Origin of the sequence: Fibrobacter sp. UWH9, assembly GCF_900129715.1 — a bacterium.
Lineage (GTDB): Bacteria > Fibrobacterota > Fibrobacteria > Fibrobacterales > Fibrobacteraceae > Fibrobacter.
Genome location: NZ_FQWP01000004.1, coordinates 88,040 through 102,828, shown reverse-complemented (window position 1 = coordinate 102,828; position 14,789 = coordinate 88,040). Strand labels below are relative to the sequence as shown.

Annotated in this window: 9 protein-coding genes; 5 read left to right on the top strand and 4 right to left on the bottom strand. The window is 48.4% G+C overall.

The genetic code is table 11. From position 1 onward, the window contains the following. Window positions 1-10 precede the first annotated feature (10 nt). The 4 genes from BUB94_RS04970 to BUB94_RS04955 all read right to left on the bottom strand — a co-directional run bounded on the left by BUB94_RS04970 (window position 11) and on the right by BUB94_RS04955 (window position 8,348). Entirely contained in the window at window positions 11-2,752 is a 2,742-nt protein-coding gene (locus BUB94_RS04970; RefSeq protein ID WP_073156806.1) for a TIGR02171 family lipoprotein, read from the bottom strand. Continuing rightward, the gene (locus tag BUB94_RS04965) at window positions 2,752-5,514 is read right to left on the bottom strand and encodes a TIGR02171 family lipoprotein (protein ID WP_158236672.1); all 2,763 of its coding nucleotides are present in this window, start codon (window positions 5,512-5,514) and stop codon (window positions 2,752-2,754) included. The genes BUB94_RS04970 and BUB94_RS04965 overlap by 1 nt, the downstream gene beginning before the upstream one ends. An 82-nt stretch (window positions 5,515-5,596) precedes the next feature. Continuing rightward, window positions 5,597-6,310: a transglutaminase family protein gene (locus BUB94_RS04960; protein ID WP_073156812.1), complete on the bottom strand. Its 714-nt coding sequence runs from the start codon at window positions 6,308-6,310 to the stop codon at window positions 5,597-5,599. Between the two features lie 46 nt (window positions 6,311-6,356). Then, complete coding sequence (locus tag BUB94_RS04955) at window positions 6,357-8,348, bottom strand: alginate O-acetyltransferase AlgX-related protein (protein ID WP_249269301.1); 1,992 nt, start codon at window positions 8,346-8,348, stop codon at window positions 6,357-6,359. A gap of 147 nt (window positions 8,349-8,495) precedes the next feature. On the opposite strand from BUB94_RS04955, the gene BUB94_RS04950 reads away from it, so the two are divergent. From BUB94_RS04950 to BUB94_RS04930, 5 genes are all read left to right on the top strand, one after another. Further along, the gene (locus BUB94_RS04950) at window positions 8,496-8,687 is read left to right on the top strand and encodes a TM2 domain-containing protein (RefSeq protein ID WP_073157379.1); all 192 of its coding nucleotides are present in this window, start codon (window positions 8,496-8,498) and stop codon (window positions 8,685-8,687) included. Between the two features lie 33 nt (window positions 8,688-8,720). After that, window positions 8,721-9,350 (top strand): RdgB/HAM1 family non-canonical purine NTP pyrophosphatase, encoded by a 630-nt coding sequence (gene rdgB, locus BUB94_RS04945; RefSeq protein WP_073234722.1) that lies wholly within the window; start codon window positions 8,721-8,723, stop codon window positions 9,348-9,350. Window positions 9,351-9,467: 117 nt separating this feature from the next. Continuing rightward, window positions 9,468-11,378, top strand: a complete 1,911-nt coding sequence (locus BUB94_RS04940; protein ID WP_073283676.1) for a glycoside hydrolase family 9 protein — start codon at window positions 9,468-9,470, stop codon at window positions 11,376-11,378. A 103-nt stretch (window positions 11,379-11,481) separates the two neighbouring features. Then, window positions 11,482-12,630 carry a hypothetical protein gene (locus BUB94_RS04935; RefSeq protein ID WP_139260131.1) on the top strand — a complete coding sequence of 383 codons (1,149 nt, stop codon included), beginning with the start codon at window positions 11,482-11,484 and terminating at the stop codon, window positions 12,628-12,630. Between the two features lie 241 nt (window positions 12,631-12,871). Further along, window positions 12,872-14,716: a DNA topoisomerase IV subunit B gene (locus BUB94_RS04930; protein ID WP_073156822.1), complete on the top strand. Its 1,845-nt coding sequence runs from the start codon at window positions 12,872-12,874 to the stop codon at window positions 14,714-14,716. Window positions 14,717-14,789 lie beyond the last annotated feature (73 nt).

The following is a 14,789-nucleotide window of genomic DNA, read 5'->3' as shown; positions in this document are numbered from 1 at the left end:
CTAGGCAAGACTACTCCAAGGTCTTGAGCAAGGAATCAATACGGCTAGTAATCCGCATAGCCCCATAATAGCAGAGGTGGTCTGCATCAGAAGCCATATCATCATCGTAGTCGTGGTTTCCCATCTTATTTTCATCCATCATCACGAAATTCGGGTACTTTTCGCTCAGCGCCTCAATCTTCTTGATAAGGCTCTTGGCCTTACTGCGACGCAAGCCGTAGCGTCCGTAAGCGCCTGTTTTCTTGTATGCCGGATTCTGCGGGAACAAAACGCCAACCACATAGATATCACGTTTCTTAGCTTCCTTGATAATGGAAACTAACGTATTAAAGCTACTGTCGAGCAATGCGGGATGATCATCTAAATATGTGGAGTCAAACAGGACCTCGGGATTCTTGCCCCAGGATTTGCATTTCGCCTTGCAGTAACGTCCATAATCCACCTTATAATCTGAACCGGACAACACACCAGGTCCGTCTTCAGTATATTCCGCAAGACCTTCAGGATATCCATCCTTCCAATAATCGTGATTTTCATCGTACACATAACCAGGATAGTTCTTGTAATAAGAGTCAAAGAAGTTATCACCGTCAGCACCATCGACCTTATGCCAGAAATCAATATCCAGCGACAGGACGATATATTTCATGTTCTTCACATGGTTGAACACATACTTGTGCAGCAAATCCCTAATGGTATAAATGGAGCTTGGCGTCTGCGCAATATTGATAGAAAAGAAATCATCTTTCATCTTGTTCGGAGACACACCATCCAAAGGTCTAGACGAGCCAACAATAACAACCTCGGCGGAATCCCTATATTTCCAGATCAGTTCCATCTTATAGCGCATCAGAAGCGCACTTTGACTGTCGCTAGGCTTCATATAGACACCCGCGCTATCGGGATCAAGGACAGATTCGTTTTCCAATTTTATCGGTTGCTGAATCCAGAAACTGGGATGCCACAACTCATCACTTTCGGCCACATCGATAACGCTACTGTCAGAAAGGTTTACCAGCACGATCTTAGGATGAGCATTGTTGGAATTGGTAACGGTAGCCACAATCAGGTTAGAACATTCATTAGGATTGCGATTCTGAACCCACTCGCTATGGTCAAAAGAAAATCCTTCGGGAGCCTTTACGGATTGAATGAGCTTGCCCGTACTATCGGCCACAAGAATACGTTCGTGGGTCTTGTAATCATCGCCAACAAATTCCTTGCCAGTCTTTCCACCGAAATCCAGGAACAAAGTCCTCTTGCAAACATCATGGGATAGCGACACGTTGCAGGCCTGTTCTCCATTATACCAGACCGTATCCGCCCCACCCACACGAGCTCTAAGCAGGCGGGCCCCCGTCACAGCAAACTTATTGTTGTTGCTGACGCCCCCATGATAGGCTCCGTTAAAGAGTTTCTTCGGAGTTCCAAAACGGTTATTCGAGAAAGTTACCTGCCAAGTGCTTTTTTTCTCAAAGTCAGATTCGTTCTTATTATTACCAGCATCGGATACATAAACGATTACGGTATCTCCGTTATCCAGAACTCGCCATCTGGGAATTGCGGCATGATCGCTATCCAGCTTATAACGTTTATAAGTTTCAAGGTTTCTAACAAAAAGGTTAGACTTTCCACTTACGCCTTCCAATCCTGTACAATAGGCGACATATCGACCGTCAGGAGAAATTTCCGGATGATAGACCGAAACGGAATCATCAAACTCATAAGCATTCAAGAAGCCGTTAGAATAGTCCACATAGGCGAGATTTCCCGTCATATCGTCTCTAAAGGCAAGCTTTCCCTTATAACTTTTTGAAAGGCGGTATATGGTGTTATAGTCAATAACGGAACCTACGCGATTGCAACTAATGGTACCATCACTGCTCAACCATACCGCAGAAAGGAAGGGACCATAGACAAGTCGGAAGCCCACATAATCGGCCTTCGTTGAAGATGTTACGGTATAAACGTCACCCCTGCTGTAGACATGCATGGACTTGGGAGAATTCTGATAGCTCCCCCCCTTGATAATGCGTTCACCAAGGGAGCCGCCGTTCAGCGCCCCCACAAAGTTATACACTGTGGTATCGGCAAATTTTCCCAGCCAGTCGTTCACCCATTCCGCAACGTTACCGGCCAGATCGCACACATTCAAATCATCGCCGGTAGTGCAGACTTCATGAACTTCATAATCAGAATTGTCGCTATTCCAGCTTTTCTTCGGGAGCCAATTTGTCTTTGCGGCAAAAGCCCATTCCGCTTCAGTGGGCAAACGGAAGCCCACATTTTCCATTTTATAGACGAAGCCTTCCAGGTTAGTGCAGTTTCCGTCGGAATCAAAAGTCATTCCCGTATAGGAATAAACCGTATCCAACTTCTCTTGCTTACTCAAGGCATTCGCATATAGAACCGCATCATAGAAGGTCACGTTCGTCACAGGCAAATTTTCTTTTGAACAGGAAACGAACTTCCCCCACTTTTCGCCCTTGGCCAACTTCTTGTAATCGCCACAAGTAACCTCATGCTTATCCATGTAGAAACTGTAGTTGAAAAGGACCCGCATCTTGGTCTTTTCATTTTCCTTGGCATCTTCATCATCGGTTCCAAGGAAGTTGTCAAATTCTGCGGCAGGATCAAAATACACCATTCCCTTTGGCATATAGCCTTCTTCCGTAGAGCTGCTAGCAGAATCCGAACAGCCCCAGAAAAGCAAGACCATCATGCACAAGGCAAGGCTAAATACACGTTTCATTACTTAAGTCCTTTCAACACATCAACAAGGCGGGTTGTTATGTATTCGGCACCCACACTACTTAAATGGTCACGATTATAGGCCATTTCATCAGCGTAGTTATGGTAACCCATCTTGTATTCATCCATCAGGATAAAATGTTTCTTTCGCTTGGCCAAATCATTCAGCCACTGGATTTTTTCAACAGCGATACTGCGTTGTAGGCCATAAACACCAAAGCTACCGGTATTGGCATATTGGGGTGCCTGCGGGAAAATTATACCGATAAGATAAATGCCTTTTTCTGCAGCAATATCAGTCAGAGCTTCCACTTCCTGCAAGCAACTATCCAGGAATTCCAGCTGTTTATCGGTAAAGACAGAGTCAAACAGGACGTCAACCGGATCAGAATTCCAGCCGCGAGAAGCAGACCAAATATTTCCGCGTTCACTAAACTGTTCCACGAGTTCATCTTCTGCAGGATAGGCTTCACGAACCGCATCAACAAAGCCTTCGGGAATTCCATCTTCCCAATGATTGTGGTTTTCGTCATAAATATACCCAGGCACAAAATCTCTAATCAAAGCCCAGTGATCTTCGACACCACGCCAGTTATCCAAATCGACAGAGAATACAATAGCCTTCAAACGGTCTGCATGCTTCAAGGCGTAGTTTCGGATAAAATTCAAGTCTCGATGACCGTCAATACCCGACACAGCCACATTCAGCATATTCCATTCCGGATAGAGGTCGGGATTCAAGCCCATTTCACTGCGAGAACTTCCGACCATCAGGACTTCTGTACGGTCTAACTGTTCCCAGAACTTCTGAATCTTGATTCTATAGCGAGCCTGTTCAAGATTATGGCCATCTCCGAGGTAGACGCCAGCACTATCCCAATCAATCGTAGACTCTTCTCCTGCGTGACCGCTGTGCTTAATCCACAGACTAGGATGCCAAAGGTCATCACCTTCAATCAGTTCAACCACGCTACTGTCAGCAAGATTAATCAAGGCAATTCTAACATGAGAACCTTCCAAATCGGTAAGAGTAGCTACAGCAAAATTTTCCTTGTCGCTCCAATTGTTTCTTAGAGCCCATTCGCTATGATCAAAGGTATAGTTTTCGGGAGCGGCAACAGACTGTACCAGTTTGCCAGACTCATCGGCAATCAGCAGGCGCTGGTGAGTTCTGTATTTTTCGCCTACAAAGTCAGCACCAGTCTTTCCACCAAAATCAAGGAATAAGGTTCTTGCAGAGCCATCTTTAGACAAGGAAACGTTACAGGCCTGTTCACCATTGTACCATACTTCATCCTTTGCGGAAGAAGCCAGGGTTTCCCCCTTACGGGCAACTTTTGCACGGAGCAAACGAGCACCGGTTACAGCCAACTTTTCGTTAACACCGCCATGATAGGCTCCATCAAACAGTTTCTTGGGAGTACCGAACTTGCCGTTTGCAAAAGAAACCTGCCATGTAGAAGTTGCTTTAAAGGAATCATCATTTTTATTGTTGCCAGCATCCGTCACATATACAATCGTCGTATCCCCATCTTCGGTAACACGCCAGCGAGGTATAGCGGCACTTTCAACATCAAGTTTAACCAGACCGAAACCAGACACATCTAAATTACGCACATAAAGTTCAGAACGGCCGCTAACTCCTTCCGACTTGGTACAGAAGGCCACCTTGGAACCATCAGGGGAAATATCCGGATGATAAACCGACAGTGTATCATGGATTTCCCTAACGGTAGAACGGCCACTGGCATAATTCACAAAGCTCAAGTTTCCAGATACATTGTTTCGGAAAGCAAGCTTTGCAGAAAATGTTCCCACCAGGGACTGCATGGTAGACGAGCTAACTAGAGAAAGTACGCGGCTCCCGTTGGCGGAGCCATCAGAAGACAACCATGTTGCGTTGGCGATTTTACCATAAGCCAGCCTAAATCCCACATAGTCCGCCCTAGTCGAAGAAGTCACCGTATAGATATCACCACGGGAATACACATTCAAGGATGTTAAATCATTACGATAGCTTCCACCCTTTACAACACGTTCACCAAGAGAGCCTCCATCAGGAGCTCCCGTATAATTTAAAATCGTAGTATCCTTGAAATAACCAAGCCAGTCATTCACCCACTCCATGGCATTACCTGCCATATCGCAAAGCATCAATTCTTCTTTAACGGCTTTCCTAGACAGGGTATTTCCAGTCTTTTTCACGGAACACACAGGATGCAGTACATAGTCAGAATTACCGGCATTCCAAGACAAATCAGGATTCCAACCCGTAGAGGCCACCAGGACCCATTCCGCTTCCGTTGGCAAACGGTAGCCATCGGTTTCTGGCCTGAAGACAAAACCCTCTAAATCAGTGCAATGTCCTTCTGTGTCAAAAACAGCCTTCGTGTAGGAATAGGCTGTATCCCTATGATCCTTGACGCTTTTGCCATTGGCAAAGAGAACCGCATCATAGAAGGTAACATTGGTTGCAGGCAGACTATCGTTGTCGCAAGGAATCTGCAACAGTTTCAGTTCGTTAAATTCCTTACAGGTTACCTCATGTCGTCCCACAGAAAAATTGTAATCGAATTCCACCTTCATCACGGGGCGTTCATTGACCTTACCATATTCCGAGCCCAAGAAGGTTGAGTGCCCTGCGGCAAGAATCCGGAGCATACCTTCGACAGAATCCCTATCCATTACAGGCTGAAAATACTCCGGCATCACAATCTTCGCCTCCGGTTCAGAATCGGAGCACGAAAGAGAACAAAATACCATTCCCAAAGCAAAGAACGATGTCAAATATTTTTTGAGATGTTTAGGCATAAATAGTCCTGGTTAGACAACCAAATTTATAAAATTAAAGACTATTCTTTGCAACCTGCTGGTTTACCTTTATGCCTTCATAATCAGGAAAAAACTGTTCTGCAACCCGATACCAAATCAGAGCGTGATGTACATCATCTTTTAAATACAGATTGCCCATGTTAAAGGCGGCAAGCCCCATGAACTGGGAGGATGTCAACGGTTTAAATTCAAAACCCGTCCATGGTCCAGACTTGTATTTTTCACGGTATTCGTCATCCGTGTAGGAATACCCCTGGCGATTAGGTTCCAGGTTTACTGAGCCATAGCGTAAAAAAACATGCCCCGGCAAGAGAATTGCAGAAAGATTGATTTCACGAGCCTCAGCCACCATCATGGCGAGCCAGGCCAATCCCATACAACCCGAGGTTTTCGCATCAAGAACCTTCAACGGTAAAATGGAACCTTCCGATACCGCAGCCTCCCCCGCCCCGGCAAATTTTATATCCCAGAAATTCCAGAGCAATTTTTTTAGGGAACCTAAGGTATCACCCGAAGCTGCAAGGGAACTGTCGTAAAACGCAAGCCCCCTTCGCCAATCATCCGTAGAATCAGCGCAATCCACAGAGCGACCCTCAAAGCCACAAGCCATTTCCAAGTAGCTAGGATTTCCACCCTGACCACCCCAAAGCCAATACAACCCAATACCCCCCAGAACAAACAAAGTTCCAGGAACAAACAGCTTAAAGATGTATTTCGACTTTTTCATACGTTTTCACCCAACCGAAACGCATCGCCCGGAGCAAAACTAATCATCACCGAAGCGCGTCCCACTCCATGGGGGATTGCCAGAGGTCTCTTGCTGTCATCATGTAGACAACGAGTCTCTTGCTTTGCATATCCTTCTTCATCTTCATCATACGGCTGCGCACGCCAGGGCCACCGCCCCAACTGGTAAGCACCTGTACATCCAAACCTGTTGCATAAGCCAGCAAGGAACCCGGTCCACCACTCTTCTGATCCACACTTTCAAACACACCCGTAAAAGAATCCCCCATCAAAAGAATAGGAGCATTCTTACCACCCTTATAAGTTTCAGTTCCCTTATAAACCTTCATCACGTTCAAGGTATCCGCAGGATACTTTGCTTTTTCTGCATCCGGCAAATGAGCCACCAGATCACCTTCACGCAAGGTGGTCGTTTCCTGCAAATTCAGGGAACCAGGCTGAGCCCCCGTCTCTGCGTACCAGCTATACTGCGTCACGCGGCCGGCCAAAAGTTCCATGGCAGCAAGTTCACCCGGCAAGGCCCAGTGGGTATCGTAGCGCTGGTAGCTGAAATGAGGCGGTTCATCGCCAGCCTTTGCCGACATAAGTGCCGGATAAATATCCAGCACATCGATACCCGCTTCCAGAAGTTCCTGAGTAAAGGCTCGACCTTCAGGATTGACGCACAAGTCAGCAGCAGTCCCCGGCACAAGCTTTTCACCATAGATTTCTTCTTTCACCGGAACTGGAACAACCAACAATTGGATACCAAGAGAATCCAGATACTGCTTCAATTCTACCATTCGGGGCAGCGGATTATGGAGAGAATCCTGGGCACTAATCTTGTCAGCCAGCAGATAATTTGCATTGCGACGGAACCAGAGGAAACCTCCCTCCACCTTCTTGCCGTTAGCATCTACTTCGGCCCAGGCATTCTGTTCCTTGGGCAGTTTCGCCATCTGTTCTGCCAGAGCCTTGCGGAATGTTGCGGTAGCTTCGTTCGCCGGGCAGGAACCCTTCACTTCATTCAAAGTTTCAAGGCGGAATGCAGACGTTGTATCCAAGTGACGTTCCACCGGAATCACTTCGCCGGAATTGGCCAGAGAATCAGCCACCTGCTTAGCTCGAATCGCCTCATCACTCATACGGAACGCAGGAACTTCAAAGCCGATCCACATAGGCGTGCCCATTGGATTGCCACGCATCACGGCAAAGGGTTTACCATTTTCCCAGGGAGCACCTGCCGTATGCGGTTCCAAATCTGTATTCAAGGTCGGATACCAGTAAGAAGACAAAGTGCGAGCCCAGTTCATGGCATCATCCGCATTCATCTCACCAGTTAGATAGTAATTCAGGATTTCAGCAGCCTCTCCAGTAGACTTGTACTTCAGCTTACCATAGAAAACACTGCGACCCGTCCAGAAAGCAGGCATCACCTCGACCCACCATTCCACAGAACCGTCACTCATGGGAACACCCCACATGCGATTCACATTCTGGAAGGCACGGAACACTTCAGGTTCGTCCCACTTGACCGCTTCCACGGAATTCAAAATTACATTCAGGGAATCGTTACCCAACTGGGTATACATCAACTTGGCAAAAGGTTCCCAAGAAATGGGAGCACGTCCACCGACAACGGCAGGTTCATAAGCAGAAAGAGAATCCAGCATGGGGAACGGATAATCCTTCAGCTCGGCGGAAGCCATCTTACCAGTATAATTTTCAGGCTTTTCATCCTTACCGGCCCAACGGATAGGATTGTTAAAATAGGCGGCAAAATCAAGGGCAGCCATGGTGGGCTTTTCCACCACACGAATCTGCTTGTCTGCAGAAACCACTTTCATTTCGAAAACGGCAACCGGTGAAGAAGGAGGCGGCAGCGGAATGACAGGCGCAACCATTTCTGCAGAAGAATCAATTTCAGTCTTCTTATCGACCCCGGAATTACTTCCGGCACAAGACATCAAACCAAAAGAAAAAGCCGATGCAGCGAGAACGGCCCCGACCTTAAAACATTTAACGGTATAATTTTTCATATTCACTAGGGAATATAAAAAACTCCGCCCGACTTTATTTTTTTTGATTCTAAAAATTCATTTCCTTTGGGTAACACATCAAACATATCCAAGTGTTACAGGAAAGGAACAATTTCTATATTTAACTCGGTAAATAAAGGAATGCATATGCCCGCACAAGGTGAACACAACAAGTGGATAGCTCTAGCCCTCTGTATCTTACTAGGCTATCTAGGACTGCACCGTTTTTACGAAGGAAAAATCTGGACGGGAATCCTCTGGCTTTGCACTGGAGGTCTTTGCGGCGTAGGTATCGTCGTCGACGCAATCCTCATCGTCCTTAAACCGGAACACTACTAATCTTCCCCATCAACCTTTAACCGAACCTCACCCATGAAAAGTCTTTTTGTTATCGCTACCGGCAGCGCAGGTAAAATTCGTGATTTCGCCCACATCCTGGGAACAGACCACTATGAATTCAAGACTCTCAAGGACATCGGTTTTGACGGGGATATCGTAGAAGACGGAAACTCCTTTGCCGCCAATGCCATCATCAAGTCTAGCGTTACCGCCCAGTGGCTCGCCGACCGCGGTATCGAAGCAACCGTTCTTGCCGACGATTCCGGTCTTGAAGTTTTTGCACTAAATGGCGAACCGGGAATTTACAGTGCTCGCTATGCCGGCGGTCACGGCGATGACAACGCCAACAATGACAAACTAATGGCAAAACTTGAGGGAATCAAAGATCGCGCCGCCCGCTATTTCTGCGCCCTCTCCTACCAGCAAGTCATCAAGGGCGAAGACGGAAAGTTCTCCGTGACCGAGCCTAAGATTTATGAAGGCGAATGCCGAGGCAACATCAATTATGCACCCGTAGGCGATATGGGTTTTGGATACGACCCTCTCTTCGTTCCCAATGGCGAAACCAGAACTTTCGCCCAGATGGAACTTGAAGAAAAGAAAGTCATCAGCCACCGCGGCAATGCCATCCGTGCCCTATATAAGGCACTCTCTTCCAAGTAAGACATACTAGAACATTCCACATTAGGGTGTTTTCAGCAGAAAACACTTTTGTGCAATTATTTCAGCAAGACAATCCTCGCTCTGTTTAATTTTATAGTCAAACATGAGGATTGGTTTATGAATTTCAAAAAAAGTATCGCAAGATTCCTGACTGTCGCTGCGTTCTCTACTATAGCAGCCCAAAGTGCTGTGGCAGCAACAGTTCACCAGAACCAGATTGGCTTCTTGACCAAGGGACTCAAGCAAATTGCAGTCGTTGGCGCAGAAGGCATGGAAGTTACCTTCAAGGACGCTTCCGGTTCAAAGGCTCTGTCCGTAAAGGTTCCTGCAGCGGCACCTTGGGCACCCGCAGGCGATACAGCAGCCTCCCTTGTAGATTTTTCCGAACTTTCCAAGGCTGGCACCTACCAGGCCTACATTGGCGATGAAGCCGTAGGCTACCCCATTATTGTCAGCGATAACGCCTATGAGGCAATCGGCAAGGCCGCCCTCAAGTTCTTCTACTTCCAGCGTTCATCCACCGAACTGACCGAAGAATTCGCCGGCAAGTACGCCCGCGCAGCAGGCCACCCGGACACAGCTGTTCGATACCACGAATCCACAGGAATCATCGACAACATCTCCACCTTTAATGGAGCCAAAGGATGGTATGACGCAGGTGACTACGGCAAATACATTGTCAACTCCGGCATCACAACCTACACCCTTCTTCAGCTTTACCGTCTGAACGAAGACTATTTCAAGTCCCTGAATTTGAACATTCCCGAAAGCAAGAACGACGTTCCCGACATTCTTGATGAAATCCGCTGGAACCTTGAATGGATGCTGACCATGCAGGATGTCGACGGCGGTATTTTCCACAAGTTGACCACCAAGAATTTCTGTGGTGAAATCATGCCCGAAAAAGACAAATCCGTCCGTTTCGCAATCGGCAAGAGCATCACCGCTACCTGGAACTTCGTAGCAGTCATGGCTCTCGCAGCAGACATCTACAAGCCTTATGACGAAGCTTTTGCAGAAAAGTGCGTTCGCGCCGCCGAAAAAGCTTACTACTGGGGTACACTGAATCCTAACGCAAAGTTTGTACAGCCCTCGGGCGTCGGCACCGGAACCTATTCCGACAACTCCGCTACAGACGAACGAATCTGGGCCGCCGCCGAACTTTTCCGAATCAGCAAGAACGAAACCATCAAGGCAAAGTTCCAGGAAGTCCCCCTGTTCCATTCCAGAACGTCTCTGCCCACCTGGTCTACCACCTTTATGCTGACTTCCTACACCGTATCCACCAACCCCACCATTTTTGACAAGGCAGATGTGGATTCTGCAAGAATTCAGGTTTTGGGTCTCGGAGACAAGATCGTTGACCTTTTGAATGATAACGGCTATGGCGTCGCCATGGACGGCAAGGATTTCAACTGGGGTTCCAATAGCTTCGCTGCCAACAAGGGCATGGCCCTGATCTACTCCTACATCCTGACCAAGGAACAGAAGTATCTGGATGCTGCAGTAGGTCTGTTGGATTACCTCATGGGAAGAAACCCCCTGGATATGTCTTACCTGACTGGCTATGGCGTGAACCAGGTTATGCACCCCCACCATCGTCCCAGCACAGCTGACACCGTTGAAGCCCCCGTCCCCGGCATGCTTTCTGGCGGTCCCAACCCCGCCGCCACCGACATCAAGTCCTGCGGCAACGTAGACTACCGCGATGAAAGCGCTCCCGCCAAATCCTTCTACGACAACAAGTGCAGCTACGCCAGTAACGAAGTGGCTATCAACTGGAATGCCCCCTTCGCCTTCCTGGCCAACGGTCTCCAGGCAATTTCCTCTACTGGCAAGGTATTCGACGTCGAAAAAGCCTCTGCCGCCAACTTTGAAGTGAGCAGTATCGCCAGGAAACGCGAAATTTCCCCGAAAAACACAGTTGGCAGCCAGCTGATTGTTCGCAAGGGAAGCGTAAACATCAAAAAGACCGATGTTAACGGATCTACTCGCTACTTCAATCTCAAAGGACGTCAAATCCGTTAAAATCCACACCCCAGAAAAAAATGTGATTAACACCACACATTTTTACAACGGAAAATGCGGCGGAACCATGCGTTCCGTCGTATTTTTATTTACCTTTTGCGGTATGAATAAGAAAATTTTTATCCCCGTCTTTTTTTCTCTTGCCGCATATATTTCCGCAGCAGAGCCTCTCTGCCTTTCTCCTGTAGAAGCCAGTGGCATTTCCGCCGAAACCCAGGCTAGTATTCCTTCCCTTTTCAAGAACTACGTTGACAGCCAGGGCAGCTACCAGATTGTTGCCGAAGGTTGCCAGAAGACAGCCTCCATCAACGTCAGCAAGTTGGGTCAGGCCACCATGGTCAGCGCCAAGATCCAGGATTCCGAAAACAAGCCTGTCTGGAATCACCAGGTCAAGATTCTCAAGGAAGAGAATATGGACAAGGCCCTTGCAAAACTGGCCGAAGTCATGAGTTCCGAAAATCAGGCTGCAGCACCTGCCGTTGAGCCCGCAGTTGAATCCGTCGCCAAGGCAGAACCTGCCGCCGAACCGGTTGCAGAGCCTGTCGCCGAGCCTACCCCCAAACCGGCAGCAGAACCAGTCGCAGCTGCTCCGGCTCCCATGCCCGTAGCAAAGGCCCCCGCAAAACAGCCCGCCGCACAGCCTGTTGCAGCACCGGCTCCTGCAGTTTATGAAGCAGCTCCGTCCGCAGAACCTGCACCCGCCAAAAAGCCTCGCATTCCCAATCTCTACTTCGGTGTCGGTCTCGGTCTAACCAAGTTCATCGGTGACGAAATCAACGCATTCACCGATTACGAACCCCTGACCTCCTACGATTTCTTCTTTGCGTACGATTCCAAGTACACAATCACCATGCTGACCCTCAACATCAGCCACAAGGTCAATACAGTCGACAGAAATAACAAGGTTAACAACGGCGATTACTACTACTATAATTACGATAAGTACGAAGACATCACTACAGACTATATCGCCTGGGGTTTCTCTTTCTACTACCCCATCCTCTCTGGTCCGATTGCCCCCTACATTGGCGTGGGTATGTCTGCAACAACCTTTGACATCGATTACGAATACAACAGCGATGAAATCCGCGACAACGGCCTCCAGGCCCACATTGGTGGCGGCATCCTACTGAATCGTAACAGACGTCTCAACACCTGGATTCATGGTGAATACTTCTTTAACACCTATGAACCCATTAACCACACTTTCCATGGTTTCAGCCTGCTCATGAGAGTTTCTCTGGGCGTCTAACCCACAAGGTCAAATTTTTATGGAAAAGGCTTGGCCCAGGGCCAGGCCTTTTTTTTGCAACAAGGAACTGCTCTTTTGAACAGTTCCTGTTTCGTTTTTACTATATTGTCGACCGAAAAGTTCGCAGGGGCAGAACTATCTTGACACTAAAGTGTCAGCGAAAAAGTTTATCTTTGTGAAAAATTTTGAAATAGACATTTTGAACTGATTTTTTAACCTTAAACGTTCTGATTTAAAGATTATGGCAGCAGCAAAGTATACAGACGACAGCATTAGAACACTGGAATGGAACGAACACATCCGCGAACGTCCGGGTATGTACATCGGCAAGCTGGGCGATGGCCAGAGCCCCGATGACGGTATCTACGTTCTCGTCAAGGAAATTATCGACAACTCCATCGACGAATTCGTCATGGGCGCCGGTAAAAAGATCATTATCGACATTGAAGATCACTCCGCCCACATCCGCGACTTCGGCCGCGGCATCCCCCTGGGCAAGGTCATCGACTGCGTCAGCAAGATCAATACCGGTGGTAAGTACGATTCCGACGCCTTCCAGAAGTCTGTAGGTATGAACGGCGTGGGTACCAAGGCTGTAAACGCCCTCTCTACCAAGTTCATCGTCAAGAGCTACCGCGATGGCCGCGTCAAGGAAGCAGAATTCAGCAAGGGTGTGCTTGTCCGCGAAGAAAAGGAAAAGGACACCACCGAAAAGAACGGTACCGAAATTTTCTTCGAACCGGACGCCAATATTTTCAAGAACTTCAGATTCCTTCCCGCCTACATGGAAGAAAAGGTCTGGAACTATGCCTACCTGAACAACGGTCTTTCCCTCATCATGAACGGCAAGACCTACGTCAGCCCCAACGGCCTCCTGGATTTGCTCCAGAAGCACGTAGACGATTCTATCCGTTATCCGGTGGCCCATTTCAAGCAGTCCGACATTGAGATCGCCTTTACCCATGGCAACCAGTATGGCGAACATTATTACAGTTTCGTGAACGGCCAGTATACCACCCAGGGCGGTACCCATCAGCAGGCTTTCCGCGAAGGTATCGTCAAGGGCGCCCGCGACTTCTTCAAGAAGGATCTGGATCCGTCTGACGTCCGCAACTGCATTATCGGCGCCATTTCTGTGCGTATCCAGGAACCGGTGTTCGAATCCCAGACCAAGACCAAACTGGGCAGCACCACCGTTTCTCCGGGAGGCGCTCAGCTCCGTACCTGGATCGTGGATTACGTTTCCAAGGAACTGGACAACTACCTCCATAAGAATCCCGAAACCGCAAAGGCCCTTCAGGATCGCATTACCCAGAACGAACGCGAACGCAAGGAAATTGCAGGTATCAAGAAATTGGCCAACGAACGCGCCAAGAAGGCAAGCCTGCACAACAAGAAGCTTCGCGACTGCAAGGTCCACCTGACCGACGTGAAGAACGCACTGAACAAGGAATCCATGATCTTTATCACCGAAGGTGACTCTGCATCCGGTTCCATCACCAAGGCTCGCAACGTGCAGACCCAGGCCGTGTTCAGTCTCCGCGGTAAGCCCTTGAACTGTTTCGGACTTACCAAGAAGGTGGTTTACGAAAACGAGGAATTCAACCTGCTCCAGAGCGCTCTGGATATCGAAAATGGCCTTGAAGACTTGCGTTACGACAAGGTGATTATCGCAACCGATGCCGATGTGGACGGCATGCATATCCGCCTGCTGCTCATGACCTTCTTCCTGCAGTTCTTCCCGGAACTGGTAGAACAGAAGCACCTGTTCATCTTGCAGACTCCGCTGTTCCGCGTGCGTAACAAGAACGTGACCAAGTACTGCTATGACGAAGCCGAACGCGACAAGGCCGCCAAGGAAATCGGCAAGACTGGTCTGGAAATCACCCGATTCAAAGGTCTGGGCGAAATCAGCCCCGAAGAATTCGGGCAGTTCATTGGCGACCAGATGCGTCTGGAAACCGTGATTCTCCCGCCGGACGCCAACTTCGGCAAGATGTTGGCCTATTACATGGGAAACAACACTCCCCAGCGCCAGGACCACATCGTGACGAACCTCCGTGCTGAAGCGGTTGACGAACTTTAACCTAGATCGTCAGACGAAACAGACCGCGAATTTAACGCAAGGAAGCCCGCTTCGGCGGGCTTCTTTTTTAGGT

Bases quoted from the DNA above. Each gene is read 5' to 3' on its own strand.
- BUB94_RS04950 (WP_073157379.1), top strand. From the start codon at position 8,496: ATGCCCGCACAAGGTGAACACAACAAGTGGATAGCTCTAGCCCTCTGT.
- BUB94_RS04960 (WP_073156812.1), bottom strand. From the start codon at position 6,310: ATGAAAAAGTCGAAATACATCTTTAAGCTGTTTGTTCCTGGAACTTTG.
- BUB94_RS04940 (WP_073283676.1), top strand. From the start codon at position 9,468: ATGAATTTCAAAAAAAGTATCGCAAGATTCCTGACTGTCGCTGCGTTC.
- rdgB (WP_073234722.1), top strand. From the start codon at position 8,721: ATGAAAAGTCTTTTTGTTATCGCTACCGGCAGCGCAGGTAAAATTCGT.
- BUB94_RS04970 (WP_073156806.1), bottom strand. From the start codon at position 2,752: ATGAAACGTGTATTTAGCCTTGCCTTGTGCATGATGGTCTTGCTTTTC.
- BUB94_RS04955 (WP_249269301.1), bottom strand. From the start codon at position 8,348: ATGAAAAATTATACCGTTAAATGTTTTAAGGTCGGGGCCGTTCTCGCT.
- BUB94_RS04935 (WP_139260131.1), top strand. From the start codon at position 11,482: ATGAATAAGAAAATTTTTATCCCCGTCTTTTTTTCTCTTGCCGCATAT.
- BUB94_RS04930 (WP_073156822.1), top strand. From the start codon at position 12,872: ATGGCAGCAGCAAAGTATACAGACGACAGCATTAGAACACTGGAATGG.
- BUB94_RS04965 (WP_158236672.1), bottom strand. From the start codon at position 5,514: ATGGTATTTTGTTCTCTTTCGTGCTCCGATTCTGAACCGGAGGCGAAG.